Source organism: Serinicoccus profundi, from assembly GCF_008001015.1.
Lineage (GTDB): Bacteria > Actinomycetota > Actinomycetes > Actinomycetales > Dermatophilaceae > Ornithinicoccus > Ornithinicoccus profundi.
The window spans coordinates 904,829-922,527 of record NZ_CP042862.1 but is presented as its reverse complement, the minus strand read 5'-3'; the positions used below and the strand labels follow the sequence as shown (position 1 = coordinate 922,527).

The following is a 17,699-nucleotide window of genomic DNA, read 5'->3' as shown; positions in this document are numbered from 1 at the left end:
CCAGGGTATGCCGTGACGCGCCGGCCCGGCGTCAGGGCTGGAGGACGCCCGCGCCGAGCAGCCCGAAGAGCACGAGCGCCAGCACGATCCGGTAGATCATGAACGGCGTGAAGGTGTGGGTGGTGATGTAGCGCATGAACCAGGCGATGACGGCATACCCCACCCCGAACGCGAGCACCGTGGCCACCGAGATGGCCGTCCACCCGGTGCCCGAGCCGATGGCGTCACCGGTGACCACCTTGAGCAGCTGCAGCCCACCCGAGGCGAGCACCGCCGGGATGGCGAGGAGGAAGGAGTAGCGGGCGGCGGCCTCTCGCGTGTAGCCCATGAACAGACCACCGGCGATGGTGCCGCCGCTGCGCGAGACGCCGGGCACGAGCGCGAGCGCCTGCCAGAGGCCGAAGAAGAGACCGTCGCGCCAGGTGAGGTCGCGCAGCTCCTTGCGCTGGGTGGCCACCCGCTCGGCGGCGAGGATGACCAGGGCGAAGACGAGCAGCATCGTCGCGGTGATCCACAGGCTGCGCAGGTCGGTCTCGATCCAGTCCTGCAGCAGCAGCCCGAGGATGCCGATGGGGAAGGTGCCGAGGATCACCCACCAGCCGAGCACGGCGTCGGGGTCGTTGCGCGGGATGCGTCCCGCGAGCGAGGCGAACCACGCCCGGACGATCCGGACGATGTCGCGCCAGAAGTAGAGGAGGACGGCAGCCTCGGTGCCCAGCTGGGTGATCGCGGTGAAGGCGGCCCCCGGGTCGTCCTGGCCCAGGAGACGCCCGACGATCGACACGTGGGCGCTGGAGGAGATCGGGAGGAACTCGGTCAGTCCCTGCACGATGCCCAGCACGACGGCGCTCATGAGATCCATGGCTCAGCCCTCCTCTGCCTGGCGCTCCTGCGCCTCCCGCTGCGCGGTGAGCGCGTCCATCCGGATGCCCTGGGTGAGGCACAGCCACCACAGGAAGCCGAAGAGCCCGGCCACGACCAGCATCGCGGGCAGCACGACACCCGCTGCCAGCGTGAGGAGCTGCACGAGCCAGCCGAGCCGGACGCCCCACCGGCCGCGCAGGGCACCGGCGGCCAGGACGCACAGGGCGGTGAGCGCGAGCCCGCCCCAGAGGTATGCGCCCGCCCGGGGGTCGCCGGTCGTCTGGGCCAGGCGCCAGGCGACGAGCGCCCCGAAGAAGACCGACATGGCCTGGGCCAGCAGCGTCGTGGCGCACAGACGTCGGGTGAGGGTGCCTGGAGTCACGCCGCCCATCCTCCCAGACCGACCCTGGGAGGCCTTTCAGCAACCCGCCAGCGAGACCGCATACGCTGAGGGTGTCAACCACGGCCCGTCGTAGACCAGGAGCGCCTCGATGCCCCGACCCGACCGCACCCCAGCGGCTTCCGACCGCGCCGCCAAGGCGGCCAAGATCCAGAAGGCCGGCGCCGCCGCCGAGCGACGCCGTGGGGTGCTGATCTGGGGATCCGCGGCCGCCGTCGTCGTCCTCATCGTCGGGGCCGTCGTCTTCGCGGTGCTGCGCGACTCGCCCGCCCTCGCCGACCTCTCGGCCGTGGAGGACTTCGAGAACACCGGCGCCGACCACCGCAACGAGCAGATCGACTACGACTCGACGGTGCCCCCCGGCGGCCCGCACCACCCCGCCTGGTGGAACTGCGGCGTCTACCCGGAGGAGGTGCCGACCGAGCACGCCGTGCACTCCCTGGAGCACGGAGCGGTGTGGCTGACCTACCAGCCGGACCTGCCGGCCGAGCAGATCGAGGTCCTCACCGAGCTCGGTGACGAGGACTACATGATCGTCAGCCCGGTCGCCGACCAGGAGTCGCCGGTCATGGCGACGTCGTGGAACCACCAGCTGTCCCTGGACACCGCGGACGAGAAGCTGCTGGCGGCGTTCGTGCGCGAGTACAAGCAGGCGCCCGACGTCCCAGAGCCCGGCGCGGCGTGCACCGGCGGGACGGTGACCGACCTCGTGGCGCGCTCGTGAGCGAGGCTCACCACGACGAGGAGGTGGGCGGGGACTCGGCTCCCGCCTCGCCACCGCGGGACCGCTGGCGGACTTTCGGGGCGCCGGCGCTCGCGGCGGTGACGATCCTCGCGCTGTGCCTGGGGGCCCTCGTGGGCTGGTTGTCCTTCGGTGAGCGCACCCCGCCGGACGACGGCGCCGACGCCGGCTTCGCGCGCGACATGAGCGAGCACCACGCCCAGGCGGTCCAGATGTCCCAGCTGGTCATGCAGAGCACCGACGACGAGGACGTCGTCCGGCTGGCCGTCGACATCGCCACCAACCAGGGCTTCGAGCGGGGCATGATGGCCACCTGGCTGGCCGACTGGGGCCTGCCCCGGGCGCGGGGCGAGGAGCGGATGGCGTGGATGTCCATGGAGGGCATGGACGCGCAGGAGCACGCCGCGATGATGGACCTGCCCGAGGGCGTGCCGATGCCGGGCATGGCCTCGCCCACCGAGATCCAGGAGCTCACCGAGGCCACCGGCGAGGAGGCCGAGGTGCTCTTCCTCCAGCTCATGACGACCCACCACCTCTCCGGGGTGGAGATGGCCGAGGCCGCCGTCAACCAGGCCACCCAGCCGGAGGTCCTCTCCGCCGCGCAGAAGATGGTCAACGCCCAGGAGGGCGAGGTCCGGCTCATGCGCGACATGCTCGCCGAGCGCGACGCCGAGCCCCGCGAGGACATCGACGCCTGGCTGGCGGAGAACTCCGCCGGCGACGGCGCGCAGGAGCGCTCGGACGGCTCGGACGGCTCGAGCGGCGAGACTGCCCCGGCACCGACCCCGGACGACGGCGACCACTCCGACCACTGACGGCAGCTGACGGGCAGCTGACGGCAGCTGACGGGCACCTCGAAGACTGACGAGGCCTCCCGGCATACCCACCGAGCGCCGCACATGGCTGTCATGGGCCCCACCGAGCGCCGCAGATGGTCGCTGTCAGCGCCACCGAGCGCCGCACATGGCTGTCATGGGCCCCACCGAGCGCCGCAGATGGTGGGACCAGGTATGCCGCGCAACCATCTGCGACGCTCGGTCACCTTGGGGACAACCATCTGCGACGCCCGGTCAGGACGAGAACGACCATCTGCGACGCCCGGTCGGTCAGGTGGTGGTGCGGCCCACGAGGGCGCGTACCTCTGCCGCCGTGGTGACCGAGCCGGTCGCCAGGACGGCTCCCGCGACGCCGCCGTCGTCGGCGAGGCCTGCGGCCACGTCGAGCGCGTCGGGCAGGTCGGCGACGACGGTGACACGGTCGGCACCGAAGTACTCCGCGACAAGCTCACCGAGTCGCTGCGGCCGGATCGCGCGCGGCGAGGTCGTCCGGGACACGACCACGTGGTCGAGCACCGGCTCCAGCGCCTGGATCATCGGCTCGACGTCCTTGTCCTCTAGGACCGCGAGCAGGCCGACCAAGCGGGTGAACGTGAACGACTCGCGCACGGCCTCGACCAGGGCCTCGACCCCCGCCGGGTTGTGCGCGGCGTCGACCAGCACGGTCGGCGAGCGCCGCACGATCTCCAACCGCCCGGGGGAGGACACGTCGGCGAGGCCGGCCCGCAGCACCTCATCGCTCAGCGGCTGCTCTCCGCCGCCCACGAAGGCCTCGACGGCAGCCACGGCGATCGCGGCGTTGTGCGTCTGGTGGGCTCCGAACAGCGGCAGGAACAGCCCGTCGTAGTCCCCGGCGAGGCCGCGCAGCGACACCTGCTGGCCGCCGACGGCGACCTCCCGCGTCAGGACGCCGAAGTTCACGCCCTCGGCCTTCAGCTCGGCTCCCACCTCCTGCGCCCGGTCGGTGAGGATCGTCATGACCTCGGGCTCCTGAACCCCGGCCACCGCGATGCCGCCGGGCTTGATGATCCCGGACTTCTCGGTGGCGATCTCCTCCACGGTGCTGCCGAGCAGCCGCGTGTGGTCCAGCGCGACCGGGGTGACGACGGCGACGTCACCATCGGCGACCGAGGTCGCGTCCCAGACCCCACCGAGCCCGACCTCGACGACGGCGACCTCGACCGGCGCGTCCGCGAAGGCGGCGTACGCCAGGCAGACGAGGACCTCGAAGTAGGTCATCCGCACCCGCCGCGACTCCTCGGCGTCCGCGAGCGACTCGGCGTCGACCATCTCCACGAAGGGCAGGACGTCGTCGTAGGCCGCGAGGAAGCCCTCGATGTCGATCGGCTCACCGTCGATGCTGACCCGCTCGCGCATGTCGTGCAGGTGCGGGCTGGTGAACCGCCCCGTCCGTAGGCCCATCTCGCGCAGCAGCCGCTCGGTGATCCGGGCCGTCGAGGTCTTGCCGTTGGTCCCGGTCAGGTGGATCATCCGGAAGGTGCGCTGCGGGTCGCCCATGAGCTCCATGACGCGGGCGACCCGGTGCAGGGTGGGCTCGGGCATGTGCTCGGGCGTCCGCGCCAGGATCGCCTCGGAGACCTCGGCATAGCGCGCGAGCAGCGCCGGGTCGGTCGGCTCGGGGCGCGCGGGCGGTGACGGCACCGCGCTCCCGGCCTCCAGGGGCAGCTCGTTGTCCTCGAAGAACTGGTCGCTCATCGTGCCTCCACCTTCGAGATCATCAGCTCGACGGTGCGGTCACCGTCGAGGGTCGCTCCTGCACGGTATGCCGTCGCCGCGCCGCCCGCAGGCAGGCTGTGGCCGGCGCCGGCCGCGCCGAACTGCACGGCCAGGGTCTCGCTCATCACCAGCTGCTGGTGCGCCATCGCGGCGTCCCAGACCTCGTCGTCACCGACGACGGTCAGGCTGATCCGGTCGGTGATGTCCAGCCCGGCGTCCTTGCGCGCACCCTGGACGGCGCGCACGAGGTCGCGGGCCAGGCCCTCCTTGGCGAGGTCGTCGGTCACCTCGGTGTCGAGCACGACGAAGCCACCGCCGTGGCCGCGCAGCATCGCGGTCGCCCGTGAGGCGGCTCCGTCACCGGTCGCACCGTCGGCGACGACCGTCTCGAGGGCGAACTCGCCCTCCTCCAGCACGATGCCCCCGCTCGTGACCGTGCCGTCCTCGGCCACCGACCAGTCGCCGGACTTGGAGCCCTTGATGGCGCTCTGCACCTGCTTGCCCAGCCGCGGGCCAGCCGCCCGCGCGTTGACGCTCAGGCGCTGCTGCACCCCGAAGGCCGTCGCGTCCGCACCGTCATCGCCCAGATCATGCACCACCACCTCCCGCACGTTGACCTCGTCGGCCACGATGTCAGCGAGGTCCGACAGACCCTGCGGGTGCGTCGTCGCCACGGTGAGCGAGGCGAGCGGCAGCCGCACCCGCAGCCCCTCACCCTTGCGGAGCCCGAGCGTGGTCGAGCAGACCTCGCGCACGGTGTCCATCGCCGCCACGAGCTCCTCGTCGGCAGGCAGGTCGCCCAGCTCCGGCCAGTCGGTGAGGTGCACCGACTCACCACCGGTGAGCCCACGCCATACCTCCTCGGTCAGGAGCGGCAGCAGCGGGGCGGCGACCCGACAGGTGATCTCGAGCACGGTGTAAAGCGTGTCGAAGGCTTCGTGGTCCTCGGCCCAGAAGCGGTCGCGGGAGCGGCGGATGTACCAGTTGGTCAGCACGTCGACGAAGTCGCGGATCACCTCGGCGGCGACCGCGATCTCGTTGCCGTCGTAGGCCTCCTGCGCCGCCTGGACGAAGTCGCGCGTCTTGGCCAGCAGGTAGCGATCCAGCTGGTGCTCGGACGCGGTCGACCAGCTCGCCTCATACCCCGCGGCGTTGGCGTAGAGACCGAAGAAGTACCACGCGTTCCACAGCGGGATCATCGTCTGCCGCACGCCGTCGCGGATGCCCTGCTCGGTCACGATGAGGTTGCCACCGCGCAGGATCGGCGAGGACATGAGGAACCACCGCATGGCGTCGGCGCCGTCCCGGTCGAAGACCTCCCGCACGTCGGGGTAGTTCTTCAGCGACTTGCTCATCTTCTGGCCGTCGCTGCCGAGGACGATGCCGTGCGACAGGCAGGTCGAGAAGGCCGGGCGGTCGAACAGCGCGGTCGCCAAGATGTGCAGGGTGTAGAACCAGCCGCGGGTCTGCCCGATGTACTCCACGATGAAGTCGGCCGGGAAGTGCTCCTCGAACCACTGCTCGTTCTCGAACGGGTAGTGCACCTGCGCATAGCTCATCGACCCGGAGTCGAACCACACGTCGAGCACGTCCTCGACGCGGCGCATCGTGCTCGCCCCGGTGGGGTCGTCGGGGTTGGGGCGGGTCAGCTCGTCGACGAAGGGCCGGTGCAGGTCGACGTTGCCGTCGCGGTCCCGTGGGAGGGTCCCGAAGTCGGCCTCGATCTCCGCGAGCGAGCCATAGACGTCGATGCGGGGGTATGCCGGGTCGTCGCTGCGCCATACCGGGATCGGGCTGCCCCAGAAGCGGTTGCGGGAGATCGACCAGTCGCGCGCGTTCTCCAGCCACCGGCCGAACTGCCCGTGCTTGATGTGCTCCGGCACCCAGGTGATCTGCTCGTTGGTGCGGAGCATGTCGTCCTTGATCTTCGTCACCTCGACGAACCAGGAGGACACCGCCTTGTAGATCAGCGGCTGCTTGCACCGCCAGCAGTGCGGGTAGGAGTGGGCGTAGGACTCGCGCCGGAGCAGTACCGTCCCCTCGGTGACACTGCCCGTCTCGTGCTGCTCGCCTCCCGCCTGGTTCCGGGTGGCCGCCTTGAGGTGGTCCATGATCGGTGCGTTGGCGTCGAAGACGAGCATCCCGGCGTACTCGTCCACCGGCGGCAGGAACGTCCCGTCGGCGCCCACCGGCATCACCGGCTCGATGCCCTCCCGGTCGGTGACCACCTTGTCGTCCTCACCGAAGGCGCCGGCGGTGTGCACCAGCCCGGTGCCGTCCGTCGTGGTGACGAACTCGGCGATGACGAGCCGGTGCGCGCGCTCCCACCCCTGGTAGTAGCTGAACGGCGGCAGGTAGGCGCGCCCGGCCAGCTCGGCGCCGGTGTAGGTGCCCAGCACCTCCGGGGCCTCCCCCAGCTCGTGAGCGTATGCCGCGAGCCGCGCCGCGGCGATGAGGTAGCGCTCCCCCTGATCCGAGCCCTCCACCGCGGCCTCGGTGCCGGGCAGCGGCGCCCGCACCACGACATACTCGATGTCCTCGCCGACCATGATCGCGAGGTTGGCGGGCAGGGTCCACGGCGTGGTCGTCCAGATGAGCGCGAGCGCCCCGTCGAGCACCTCATCCGGCGCGTCCCCCGGCAGCAGACGCGCGCCGACGGTGACCGCCGGGTCGTTGCGCACCTGGTAGACCTCGTCGTCCATCCGCAGCTCGTGGTTGGACAGCGGCGTCTGGTCGTTCCAGCAGTAGGGCAGCACTCGGAAGCCCTCGTAGACGAGCCCCTTGTCGAACAAGCTCTTGAACGCCCACAGCACCGACTCCATGTAGTCGACGTTGAGCGTCTTGTAGTCGTGCTCGAAGTCGACCCAGCGGGCCTGGCGGGTGACGTAGTCCTGCCAGTCGTCGGTGTACTTCAGCACCGACTCGCGGCACTTGGCGTTGAACGCCTCGATGCCGATCCCGAGGATCTCCTCCTTGGTCTTGATGCCCAGCTGGTCCATCGCCTCGAGCTCGGCGGGCAGCCCGTGGGTGTCCCAGCCGAAGCGCCGCTCGACCCGCTTGCCGCGCATCGTCTGGTAGCGGGGCACGACATCCTTGACGTAGCCGGTCAGGAGGTGGCCGTAGTGCGGGAGCCCGTTGGCGAACGGCGGTCCGTCGTAGAAGACGTACTCGTTGTCGCCGTGCTCGCCGGCGTCACGCTGCTCGACGCTCCTGGCGAAGGTGTCGTGCTCGCGCCAGTAGGCCAGCACGGCCTGCTCGATCTCCGGGAAGCGCGGGGAGGAGGTCAGCGCGTCGGCGGAGGTGCTGGTCCGGGGGTAGGCCATGTCGGTGGCTCCTGGGAGGTGTCGCGTGCGGTCGAGTCGTGGTCGTGCTGCCACGAGGACGACGCTGCCGGGGTATGACGCCCGGTCGGCACCGCGGTACCACCTCGCTTGCGCGACGCCCGGCTGGATGGCTGCCGTGTGCGTCGCACCGCTTCGTGTCGGCTGTGACGGGCCTACCCGTGCGGGTCTACTGGGCTCACCGTCGGGTCACGGTGGCGGTTCTGCCGCAGGCTCGCCGCTGATGACGGCTCTGACGCCTGTGGGCACCATGCTAGCGCCTCGGGCATCGTCCGCCTGAACGTCCTGGCCGGGTCGGCCGGAGCGTTCACGTGAACGCTCCGGCCGACGACACGCCCAGTGCGACCGGCTCGAGCGTTCAGGTGAACGCTGCAGCCGCCGATGCCGGTCAGGACGTAGCACTCACCCGACCCTGTGGACAAGTTCTGCGGTCGACTGGCCTTCTCCGGCAACCTGACGGCATGCCGCTCGACCCCAGCCGACCGTTCCTCCGCCAGGACGGCTTGCGTGCCGGTCTGACCAAGCACGCGCTGACGGGCCCGCATTCCATGCTGTCTTCGGCAGCGTCCGGCTCGCCGCCGACGTCTCTCTCACACCGGAGGTGCTCGGCCGGTGCGCGTCGCTCGTGGTGCCGCGGTGCGCCGTCAGCCAGCACACCGCCGCTGAGGTGTGGGGAGGGGCGGTGCCCTCGACGGCGTGCACCCACGTCAGTGTCGCCCGCGCCGAGGACCGACGGGCCCGGGTCGGCCTCAGGTGCCACGTCAACCCCTCTGCGGTCGTCCGCACCCGGGCGGGCCTGCGGCTGACCACGCCGGCCCAGACCGTGCTGGACCTGTCCCGCGAGCTTGCGCTGGTCGACCTCACGGTGCTGGCGGACTCCCTGCTGCACCGGCGCGTCCTCACCCCGGCCGAGCTCGAACAGCGGCTCGACGCCTGCCAGGGTGGGCTCCCGCGCGTCGCGTCCGTCGCACGGACGCTCGTCCGACCGGGGGCGGAGTCGCCCATGGAGACCCGGGCCCGGCTCCTGCTCGTCCTGGCCGGCCTTCCCGAGCCCGTGCTGCAGCACGAGGTCGGGGACACCCGGCATCGCTTCCGCCTCGATCTCGCCTACCCCGAGCTCAGGGTGGCCGTCGAGTACGACGGCCGTCATCATGCGCAGGACGCCCGGCAGTGGGGCCACGACCTCGCACGGCGGGAGTGGTGGGACGGTCGAGGGTGGCGGTTGGTCGTGCTGCGCGCCGGTGACGTCTACGGCACCCCATGGGCGACCGCGCTCCGGGTGGCCGGGGTGCTCGCCGAGCGCGGTGTGGTCCGGAACCTGCCCGCGCATCCACCGGCGAGCTTCGCCAGCTACTTCCCGGAGCAGCCGTGGCGCGCGGCCCGATCCTGAGGCCGGTGGCCTGTTGCGCGGCTCAGGCGATCACGTGAATGCCTGAGCCGATCGCCTTCGGCGTGTCACCGGCTGCAGCGTTCACATGAACGCTGCAGCCGGGGCCGCGGACGCACCGAGGGCCGGGAGCGTGTGCTCCCGGCCCTCGGTGACCGTGCTGTGGCGGTATGCCGTCAGCGGCGGTCGCGGGGAACGGTCGTCCCACCGCGGCCGAAGCCGTCGTCGTCCGGGTCGGCGGCGATGCGGTTCTGGCCCGTCTCGTCGCGGACCTGGTTGGCCTCAGCGACCTCGCGCACAGGGACGTCCTTGTCGGCGTCCAGCTTGCCGAGCTCGAGCAGCTTGCCGCTCTTGCGGTCGGCGAGGTACTCGTTCATCTCGCGCTTGATGACCGGAAGCAGGAAGTAGACCCCGAGCAGGTTGACGAACGCGCAGACGAAGAGGAAGTTGTCCGCGAACGCCAGCACCTCACCGAAGTTGAGGATGCAGCCCGCCACCGTGAAGAGGAGGAACACGAACCGGTAGATCAACGTCGAGGACCGCGTGTCACCGAAGAGGTAGTTCCAGGCCCGCTGACCGTAGTAGGACCAGGTGATGAGCGTGGAGATCGCGAACAGCGCCACGGCGACGGCGAGCACCGTCGGGAACCACGAGATGTTCTCGGCGAAGGCGTCGGACGTCACGACGACACCGCCGCCGTAGTCGTGACTGTCGTCGGCGAAGACCGCCTCGCGGGTGTCGTTGTAGAACTGCGTGTCGGCAATGACGATGGTCAGGGCCGTCATGGTGCAGATCACGACCGTGTCGATGAACGGCTCGAACATCGCCACGAAGCCCTCGGACACCGGACGGCGGGTCTTGACCACCGAGTGGGCGATGGGGGCCGAGCCCAGACCGGCCTCGTTGGAGAAGGCCGAGCGGGTCAGACCGACGACCAGCGCGCCGACGAACCCTCCGGCCACACCCTCCGCGGTGAAGGCGCCGGACAGGATGTCACCGATCGCGGCCGGGACGTGCGGGATGTTGGTGGCGATGACGATGATGCAGGCCAGCACGTAGATGCCACCCATGAGCGGCACGAGGGTCGAGGTCACCCGACCGATCGACTTCATGCCGCCGATGATGACCGCACCGATGATGGCCGCGAGGACGAGGCCGAAGATCAGCCCGGCGCTGGTGGAGGCGAGGAAGCTCTCGTCGCCACCGGTCACGGTGACCGCCTGGGAGTAGGTCTGGTTGGCCTGGAACATGTTTCCGCCACCGACCCCGAAGAAGAGGATGGCGACGGCGAACAGACCGGTGAGGCCGACGGACAGGAACTTCGGGAACTTGCTGAACGCGACGGGGAGGTACTTGAACGGCCCCCCGGAGACGGTGCCGTCCTCGCGGATCTCGCGGTACTTCACACCCAGGGTGCACTCCGCGAACTTGGTGGCCATCCCGAAGAGCCCGGCCAGGACCATCCAGAAGGTGGCACCCGGGCCACCCAGCGTCACGGCCGCACCGACACCCGCGATGTTGCCCAGGCCCACGGTGCCCGAGACCGCGGAGGTCAGCGCCTGGTAGTGCGGGATCTCACCAGGGTCGTCCGCGGAGGAGTACTTCCCGGTGACGGTCTCCCAGGCGACCTTGATGCCCCGGAACTGGATGAAGCCGAAGTAGATCGAGATGAAGATGGCACCGAAGAGCAGCCACATCACGACGAAGGGCATCGGGATGCCCGGGATCTCGAAGAAGATGATCTCGCCGGACCACTTGGTGACGGACGCGAAGGTGTCGTCGACGCGTGACTCGAGGTTCTGGATCCACTGAGGGTCCTCGACCGCCTCGGCCATAGGGAGGGGGATTGTTCGCAACATGCGTCACACGGTGTTCCACATCGCGTGCGCGGTCAACGACATACCCCGAACGTGACCAAACTGTGACACACATCGGGAACACGTGATCCGACGTCATCGTTACGGGCTAATCCCCCATACCGGCTCGGCCAGCCGCGGTGTGTCTGTGACAATACCGACCATGACCTCCCCGCACCAGATCACCCCCTCCCGCCCGGCGCAGCTGCCCGAGCGCCCGTCCGTCGACGGGCTGGAGGAGAAGTGGGTCGGGGTATGGAAGGACACCGACGTCTACGCCTTCGACCGCGAGGCCGCCCTGGCAAGCCCGCGTGAGCAGATCTTCGCCGTCGACACCCCTCCCCCGACCGCGTCGGGCACGCTGCACCTCGGCCACGTCTTCGGCTACACCCAGGCCGACTGCCTGGCGCGCTACCACCGGATGACCGGCAAGCAGGTGTTCTACCCCATCGGGTGGGACGACAACGGCCTGCCGACCGAGAAGCGGGTGCAGAACTACTACGGCGTCCGCGGTGACGCGAGCCTGCCTTTCGACCCCGACTTCACCCCGCCGCAGCGCGGTGGCGAGGGCAAGACCCTCAAGGCCGCCGACCAGGTGCCCGTGGGCCGCTCGACCTTCATCGAGCTGTGCGAAGAGCTCACCGTCATCGATGAGCAGGCCTTCGAGGACGTCTTCCGCCGCCTCGGCCTGGCGATCGACTGGAACGTGCAGTACCGCACCATCGGCGACCGCTCCCGCACCGTGGCTCAGCAGGCCTTCCTGCGCAACCTCGCCCGTGGCGAGGCCTACCAGGCCGAGGCGCCCGGCCTGTGGGACATCACCTTCCAGACCGCGGTCGCGCAGGCCGAGCTCGAGGCGCGCGACTACCCCGGCGCCTACCACCGCGTCGCCTACCACCGGACCGACGGCGCGCCCGTGCACATCGAGACGACGCGCCCCGAGCTCATCCCCGCGGTGGTCGCGCTCATCGCGCACCCGGACGACGAGCGGTATACCGACCTCTTCGGCACCACGGTCACCTCACCGCTGTTCGGCGTCGAGGTGCCGGTCCTGGCCCACCCGCTGGCCGAGATGGACAAGGGCGCGGGCATCGCGATGTGCTGCACCTTCGGTGACATGACCGACGTGCAGTGGTGGCGGGAGCTCGACCTGCCGACCCGCTCGGTCATCACCCGCGCCGGTCGGCTCCAGGCCGAGACGCCCGCGTGGATCACCGGTGGACCGGGCGAGTCGTTGTATGCCGAGCAGCTGGCCGGCAAGACCGTCCACTCCGCGCGTGAGGCCGTGGTCGAGGCACTCCGCGCGTCCGGCGACCTCGACGGCGAGCCGACCAAGACCCAGCGCAAGGCCAACTTCTACGAGCGCGGCGAGAAGCCGCTGGAGATCGTCACCAGCCGGCAGTGGTTCATCCGCAACGGCGGCCGCGAGGACGGAGCCCCCGGGCTGCGGGACGCGCTCATCGCCCGCGGCGAGGAGGTCGACTTCCACCCGGGCTTCATGCGCAGCCGCTACCGCAACTGGGTCGAGGGGCTCAACGGCGACTGGCTGATCAGCCGGCAGCGCTTCTTCGGCGTCCCCTTCCCCGTCTGGTATGCCGTGGACGAGCAGGGCGAGATCGCCCACGACACCGTCCTGGTCGCCGACGAGGCGAGCCTGCCGGTGGACCCGGTGGGCGACGTGCCGCCGGGCTACACCGAGGACCAGCGGGATCAGCCCGGGGGCTTCACGGCCGACACGGACGTCATGGACACCTGGGCGACGTCCTCGCTCAGCCCGCAGATCGCGGCCGGCTGGCCGACCCGCGGCGGCGAGGGCGAGGGCTCGGACCCCGAGCTGTTCGCCAAGATCTTCCCGTTCGACATGCGCCCGCAGGGCCACGACATCATCCGCACCTGGCTGTTCGCGACGATGGTCCGGGCCCACCACGAGCACGGCACCGTCCCGTGGACCGACGCCTATCTCAACGGCTGGATCCTCGACCCGGACCGCAAGAAGATGAGCAAGTCCAAGGGCAACGCGGTCACCCCGCTCGACATGCTCCAGGCCAACGGCACCGACGCCGTCCGCTACTGGGCCGCCGCCGCCCGGCCCGGTGTCGACACCGTCGATGACCCGAATCAGATCAAGGTGGGTCGCCGGCTGGCGATCAAGCTGCTCAACGCGAGCAAGTTCGCGCTGTCCTTCGGTGAGCTGCCGGCCGGCGCCGCGGAGAGCGATCTCGTCACCGAGCCGCTGGACCGTGCGATGCTCGCCGGGTTGTCCGAGGTCGTGCGGCGCGCCACCCAGGCCTACGAGAGCTGGGACTACTCGACCGCCCTCGATGTCACGGAGTCCTTCTTCTGGACCTTCTGCGACGACTACCTCGAGCTGGTCAAGGAGCGCGCCTACGGCGGCGAGTTCTCCGCCGACGGCCCGGTCGCCGACCCCACCCCGCAGACCCTGTCGGCGCGGGCGGCGCTGCGCCTCGCGCTCTCGGTGCAGCTGCGGCTGCTCGCCCCGGTCCTGTCCTTCGCGACCGAGGAGGTCTGGTCGTGGTGGCACGAGGAGGGCACGTCAGTGCACACCCAGCCGTGGCCGGTCGTCGAGGAGCTCGCCGCCGCTGCGGAGGCCGATCCCGCGATCCTCACCACGGTCGGGCAGGCCCTCGCCGGGCTCCGCCGCGCCAAGTCGGAGGCCAAGGTCAAGATGCGCACCCCCATCAGCGCCGCCACGATCGGAGGCACCGACGCAGAGCTGGAGCGCGTCCGGGCCGCCGAGGGCGACCTGCGGGCGGCGGGCAAGGTGACCGGCGAGGTGTCCTTCGCCCCGGCCGACACACTGACCGTGCAGGACGTCGCTCTGGTGGAGGAATCCGCCTAGGGTGGCGACATGCGCAGGGGCATGAGGTCGACCACGGGTGTCGCCGTCGCGGTGCTCGCGTCCGTGGCCGCCCTCACCCTGCTGGCGTGGGGATCGAGCAGCGGCGAGCCGCTGCTCGGCCCGCCGCAAGGTATGTGGGAGCCCACGATCGGGCTCCCGCCGCCCCCGCCAGCGCCCGAGGTGGCCGAGGCCACGCAGGTCCCCGGCGAGGAGCCCACCGAGCGGGAGGGACCGCCCGTCGACTGGCTCCTCCTCGGCTTCCTCGCGCTCGTCGTCGCCGTCGCCCTGGTGTTCATCCGGGCGCTCCTCAACCGGGACCGCGAGGACGATGAGCCCCTCACGACCGAGGAGGACGAGCAGCTCGTCGCCCTGCTGGAGGCCAGCGGTGACGACGTCCGCTACCGCGCGCTCGCCGAGAGCGACCCCCGCAACGCCGTCGTCGCCTGCTGGGTGACCCTCGAGGAAGCCGCGAGACGGTCGGGCCTGCACGACAACCCCGCCGAGACGGCCAGCGAGCTCACCCGCCGGGTGCTCGGTCGGTGGCAGGTCGACGAGGCCTCGATCCGCGAGCTGTCCGAGGCCTACCGCGAGGCCCGCTTCTCCCGGCACCCGGTCACCGAGCAGCAGCGCGACCACGCCGTCGCAGCCCTGGACCGCATCCACCAGGACCTGCGCCGCCGCGTGCTCGCCGAGCAGGAAGCAGCCGCGGCCCGCGAGGACGCCGCAGAACACCAGGCGGGCCCATCGTGACTACCTCCAGGACGGGCGCACTCGCCCCCGCATCGCTGGGACGCCACCTCCTTCCCGGTCTGGTCGTCGCCGTGGTGCTCGGTGGCGTCCTGTTCTACATCGGCTCGATGCCCTACCCCCTGCTCCTGGCCGTGGTCGTCATCGCCCTGGCCGGCGTCGTCGGAGCGCTCATGGCCTGGAGCATGACCACGACCGCCCGGGACGTGGAGCAGGCCTACTGGGTGTCCACCCCGCGCCAGGAGGCCGAGCCACCCGACGCGATGGACTACCGCCTGCTCCGCCTGCGCCGCGACCTGCGCGACGCTCTGGAGCGCGACGACCGGGGCGATGAGATCTACCCCGTCATCCGTGAGCTGGCCGCCGAGCGGCTGCTCGCCCACCACGACATCGACCTGGAGACCGAGCCCGAGCGCGCCCGGGCCGTGCTCGACCCGCACCTGTGGACCTACCTCACCCGCCCGCCGACGGACACCCGCAGACGCAGCAAGAGCGCACTGCATACCGCCATCGAAGGAATCGAGACGCTGTGAACGACACCCCCACCCACCCGCTGGACGTCCCCGAGGTCTCCCGCCGGGCCGCCCAGGTGCTGGACCGCGTCGAGCAGGCGGTCGTGGGCAAGCGCGAGGCCCTGACGATGGTGCTCACCGCGATCCTGTCTCGGGGCCACGTGCTGCTGGAGGACTACCCCGGCCTCGGCAAGACCCTGGCCGCACGGTCGTTCGCCCAGACGCTGGGGCTGGACTTCACCCGCGCGCAGTTCACCCCCGACCTGCTGCCCTCCGACCTCACCGGGTCCTTCGTCTTCGACCAGAAGAGCACGGAGTTCGCCTTCCGGCCCGGGCCGCTGTTCACCGGGCTGCTCCTCGCCGACGAGATCAACCGCACGCCGCCCAAGACCCAGTCCGCGCTGCTCGAGGCGATGCAGGAGCACCAGGTGACCGTCGAGGGCCAGACCTTCGCGCTCCCCCAGCCCTTCCACGTGCTCGCCACCGCCAACCCGGTGGAGTACGAGGGCACCTACCCCCTACCGGAGGCGCAGCTGGACCGGTTCCTCGCGCGGGTCACCTTCGGCTACCCCTCCCCCGAGGAGGAGTGGGACGTGCTGCGGCGACGGGTCGCCCGGCAGACCGAGGACCAGCGGCTCGATCCGGTCACCGACGCCGTCGGCCTGGCGGCCATGCAGGATGCTGTCGAGCGGGTGCCGGTCGAGGACGACATCTCCCGCTACTGCGTCGAGCTCGCCGCCGCCACCCGCCGTCACCGGGCCGTCCTCGTCGGGGCCTCCCCGCGCGGCTCGCTCGCCCTCATGCTCACCGCGCGGGCGTATGCCGTCATCCACGGCCGCGACTACGTCAACCCCGAGGACGTCAAGGCGGTGGCGCACGCCGTGCTCGACCACCGCATCTCGATCAAGCCCGAGCTGTGGATGTCGGACACCGGCGGGGCCGCGGTGGTCACGGCCGCCCTGGGTCAGGTGCCGGTGCCCGGCTCGCGCACGGGGGCCTCCACGGCCACGGGGCCGGGCGTGGAGCACGAGCGGTCCTCGGCGTCGGCCTGATGGCCGTCCTCGAGCGCTCCGACGCCTGGCGGCCCACGCACGCCTTCCAGCGGTGCCTGGTCGCCGTGCTGGCCATCGCGCCGGTGGCCCTGCTGTGGCGGCGCCCCGACCTGCTCGTGCTCGTCTCCCCGCTCGCCATGGTGCTGGCGTGGAGCCTGGCCACCCGGCCGCAGGAGCGGCCCGACCACCGCTTCGCGCTCTCCCACGCCCAGGTGCGCGAGGGCGACCAGGCGTTGGCGGTCGCCGACATCGAGCCGGTCGAGGGAGCCGAGGTGCTCTCGGCCGCGCTCACCCCCGCTCCCTTCGTCACCGCGGTGCTACAGGAGAAGATGCGTCAGGCGCGCGACAGCGACGGGCTGCTCGTGCAGCGGACCTGCGCCGTGGCCGAGGCGGAGGGGCCGCAGGTCCAGGGCTACCGCCGGTTGCCGGTCGGGGTCCGGGTCACCCGGTGGGGGGTGCGCCGGATCGGCCCCATGCAGGTGGCGGCGAGCGGCGCCTGGGGGTCCTACCGCTGGGGGCCGCTGTCGATGGAGGCACAGGGTCTGCGCGTGCTGCCGCAACCCGCGGCCTTCGACACCTCCGCGCCGGCCCCCCACCCCCGGGGCCTGGTCGGAATGCACCGCTCGACGCGGCCCGGGGAGGGCAGCGAGTTCGCGACGATCCGCCCCTTCCAGGTGGGCGACCGCCTGCGCCGCATCCACTGGCCGCGCTCCAGCCGGACCGGCGAGCTGCACGTCACCTCGAGCTACGCCGACCAGGACACCCACGTCGCCGTGCTCGTCGACGCGCACTACGACCTCGGGCGCTCGGGGGGCCTCTCCGGGGAGTCCAGCTCGCTGGACCGCTCGGTGCGGGCGGCCGCGGCCGTGGCCGAGCACTTCCTGCAGCAGGGCGACCGGGCCAGCCTGCGGGTCCTCTCGGCCCGCACGCCGCTCACCGTCCCGGTGGGCACGGGCAGGCGGCACGGCGTCCGTATCCTCGACACGCTCAGCCGGGTGCGCGCATCGGTGGACGAGGAGACCGATCCTCGGCGCGTCCACCTCGGCATCGGCTCCGGCACCCTCGTCGTCATGATCTCCGCCCTCGTCTCCCCCGATGCGCTCACCCAGGCGGCCACGCTGGCGGCACGCGGGACCTCGGTCGTCGTCGTCGACGCGCTGGGCGAGGCCACCGACCGACTGGCCCCGAGCGCCGAGCGTGACCCGCTGGCCCGCACCGCCTGGCGGATCCGGATGCTGGAGCGTGACCGGGAGATCCGGGCGATCCGCGCCCAGGGCGTGGCCGTGGTCCCCTGGCTGGGACCAGGGAGTCTGGACGTCGTGCTGCTCGAGCTCGCCCACCGTCGCCGCCGCGTGGGGGTCTGAC

General features: G+C 71.2%; 13 protein-coding genes. 8 read left to right on the top strand and 5 right to left on the bottom strand.

The features are described from left to right. Positions 1-31: 31 nt before the first annotated feature. Positions 32-862 carry an undecaprenyl-diphosphate phosphatase gene (locus tag FA582_RS04320; RefSeq protein ID WP_010148855.1) on the bottom strand — a complete coding sequence of 277 codons (831 nt, stop codon included), beginning with the start codon at positions 860-862 and terminating at the stop codon, positions 32-34. Positions 863-865: 3 nt separating this feature from the next. After that, positions 866-1,246 carry a DUF4233 domain-containing protein gene (locus FA582_RS04315; protein WP_010148856.1) on the bottom strand — a complete coding sequence of 127 codons (381 nt, stop codon included), beginning with the start codon at positions 1,244-1,246 and terminating at the stop codon, positions 866-868. Positions 1,247-1,355: 109 nt separating this feature from the next. Here FA582_RS04315 and FA582_RS04310 point away from each other — a divergent pair, with 109 nt between their 5' ends. After that, positions 1,356-1,988 (top strand): DUF3105 domain-containing protein, encoded by a 633-nt coding sequence (locus tag FA582_RS04310; protein ID WP_010148857.1) that lies wholly within the window; start codon positions 1,356-1,358, stop codon positions 1,986-1,988. Continuing rightward, entirely contained in the window at positions 1,985-2,821 is an 837-nt protein-coding gene (locus FA582_RS04305) for a DUF305 domain-containing protein (RefSeq protein ID WP_202798112.1), read from the top strand. Before FA582_RS04310 ends, FA582_RS04305 begins: the two co-directional genes overlap by 4 nt. A 291-nt stretch (positions 2,822-3,112) precedes the next feature. Here the strand turns inward: FA582_RS04305 and FA582_RS04300 are convergent, their stop codons facing one another. Next, positions 3,113-4,558: a bifunctional folylpolyglutamate synthase/dihydrofolate synthase gene (locus FA582_RS04300; RefSeq protein WP_010148859.1), complete on the bottom strand. Its 1,446-nt coding sequence runs from the start codon at positions 4,556-4,558 to the stop codon at positions 3,113-3,115. Beyond that, positions 4,555-7,902: an isoleucine--tRNA ligase gene (gene ileS / locus FA582_RS04295; protein ID WP_147899743.1), complete on the bottom strand. Its 3,348-nt coding sequence runs from the start codon at positions 7,900-7,902 to the stop codon at positions 4,555-4,557. Before ileS ends, FA582_RS04300 begins: the two co-directional genes overlap by 4 nt. A 700-nt stretch (positions 7,903-8,602) precedes the next feature. Here ileS and FA582_RS04285 point away from each other — a divergent pair. Beyond that, positions 8,603-9,310, top strand: coding sequence for a hypothetical protein (locus tag FA582_RS04285; RefSeq protein WP_141567728.1), 708 nt, complete (start codon positions 8,603-8,605; stop codon positions 9,308-9,310). Positions 9,311-9,483: 173 nt separating this feature from the next. On the opposite strand, the gene FA582_RS04280 is transcribed toward FA582_RS04285, so the two are convergent. Next, positions 9,484-11,166, bottom strand: coding sequence for an alanine/glycine:cation symporter family protein (locus tag FA582_RS04280; RefSeq protein ID WP_237707556.1), 1,683 nt, complete (start codon positions 11,164-11,166; stop codon positions 9,484-9,486). A 160-nt stretch (positions 11,167-11,326) separates the two neighbouring features. Between FA582_RS04280 and valS the strand changes: the two genes are divergently transcribed. The 5 genes from valS to FA582_RS04255 are packed head-to-tail and all read left to right on the top strand — an operon-like array spanning position 11,327 to position 17,698. Next, complete coding sequence (gene valS / locus FA582_RS04275; protein WP_147899742.1) at positions 11,327-14,023, top strand: valine--tRNA ligase; 2,697 nt, start codon at positions 11,327-11,329, stop codon at positions 14,021-14,023. A 21-nt stretch (positions 14,024-14,044) separates the two neighbouring features. Next, positions 14,045-14,773, top strand: a complete 729-nt coding sequence (locus FA582_RS04270) for a DUF4129 domain-containing protein (protein ID WP_010148864.1) — start codon at positions 14,045-14,047, stop codon at positions 14,771-14,773. Beyond that, a complete protein-coding gene (locus tag FA582_RS04265) occupies positions 14,770-15,303 on the top strand; it encodes a hypothetical protein (RefSeq protein ID WP_141567729.1) in 534 nt (177 codons plus the stop codon). Before FA582_RS04270 ends, FA582_RS04265 begins: the two co-directional genes overlap by 4 nt. After that, positions 15,300-16,334 carry an AAA family ATPase gene (locus tag FA582_RS04260; protein ID WP_147899741.1) on the top strand — a complete coding sequence of 345 codons (1,035 nt, stop codon included), beginning with the start codon at positions 15,300-15,302 and terminating at the stop codon, positions 16,332-16,334. The genes FA582_RS04265 and FA582_RS04260 overlap by 4 nt, the downstream gene beginning before the upstream one ends. Next, positions 16,334-17,698 carry a DUF58 domain-containing protein gene (locus tag FA582_RS04255; RefSeq protein ID WP_010148868.1) on the top strand — a complete coding sequence of 455 codons (1,365 nt, stop codon included), beginning with the start codon at positions 16,334-16,336 and terminating at the stop codon, positions 17,696-17,698. The genes FA582_RS04260 and FA582_RS04255 overlap by 1 nt, the downstream gene beginning before the upstream one ends. Position 17,699 lies beyond the last annotated feature (1 nt).

Coding starts and splice junctions, on each gene's coding strand:
- FA582_RS04320 (WP_010148855.1), bottom strand. CDS start 862: ATGGATCTCATGAGCGCCGTCGTGCTGGGCATCGTGCAGGGACTGACC.
- FA582_RS04310 (WP_010148857.1), top strand. CDS start 1,356: ATGCCCCGACCCGACCGCACCCCAGCGGCTTCCGACCGCGCCGCCAAG.
- FA582_RS04300 (WP_010148859.1), bottom strand. CDS start 4,558: ATGAGCGACCAGTTCTTCGAGGACAACGAGCTGCCCCTGGAGGCCGGG.
- ileS (WP_147899743.1), bottom strand. CDS start 7,902: ATGGCCTACCCCCGGACCAGCACCTCCGCCGACGCGCTGACCTCCTCC.
- FA582_RS04280 (WP_237707556.1), bottom strand. CDS start 11,166: ATGTTGCGAACAATCCCCCTCCCTATGGCCGAGGCGGTCGAGGACCCT.
- valS (WP_147899742.1), top strand. CDS start 11,327: ATGACCTCCCCGCACCAGATCACCCCCTCCCGCCCGGCGCAGCTGCCC.
- FA582_RS04270 (WP_010148864.1), top strand. CDS start 14,045: ATGAGGTCGACCACGGGTGTCGCCGTCGCGGTGCTCGCGTCCGTGGCC.
- FA582_RS04255 (WP_010148868.1), top strand. CDS start 16,334: ATGGCCGTCCTCGAGCGCTCCGACGCCTGGCGGCCCACGCACGCCTTC.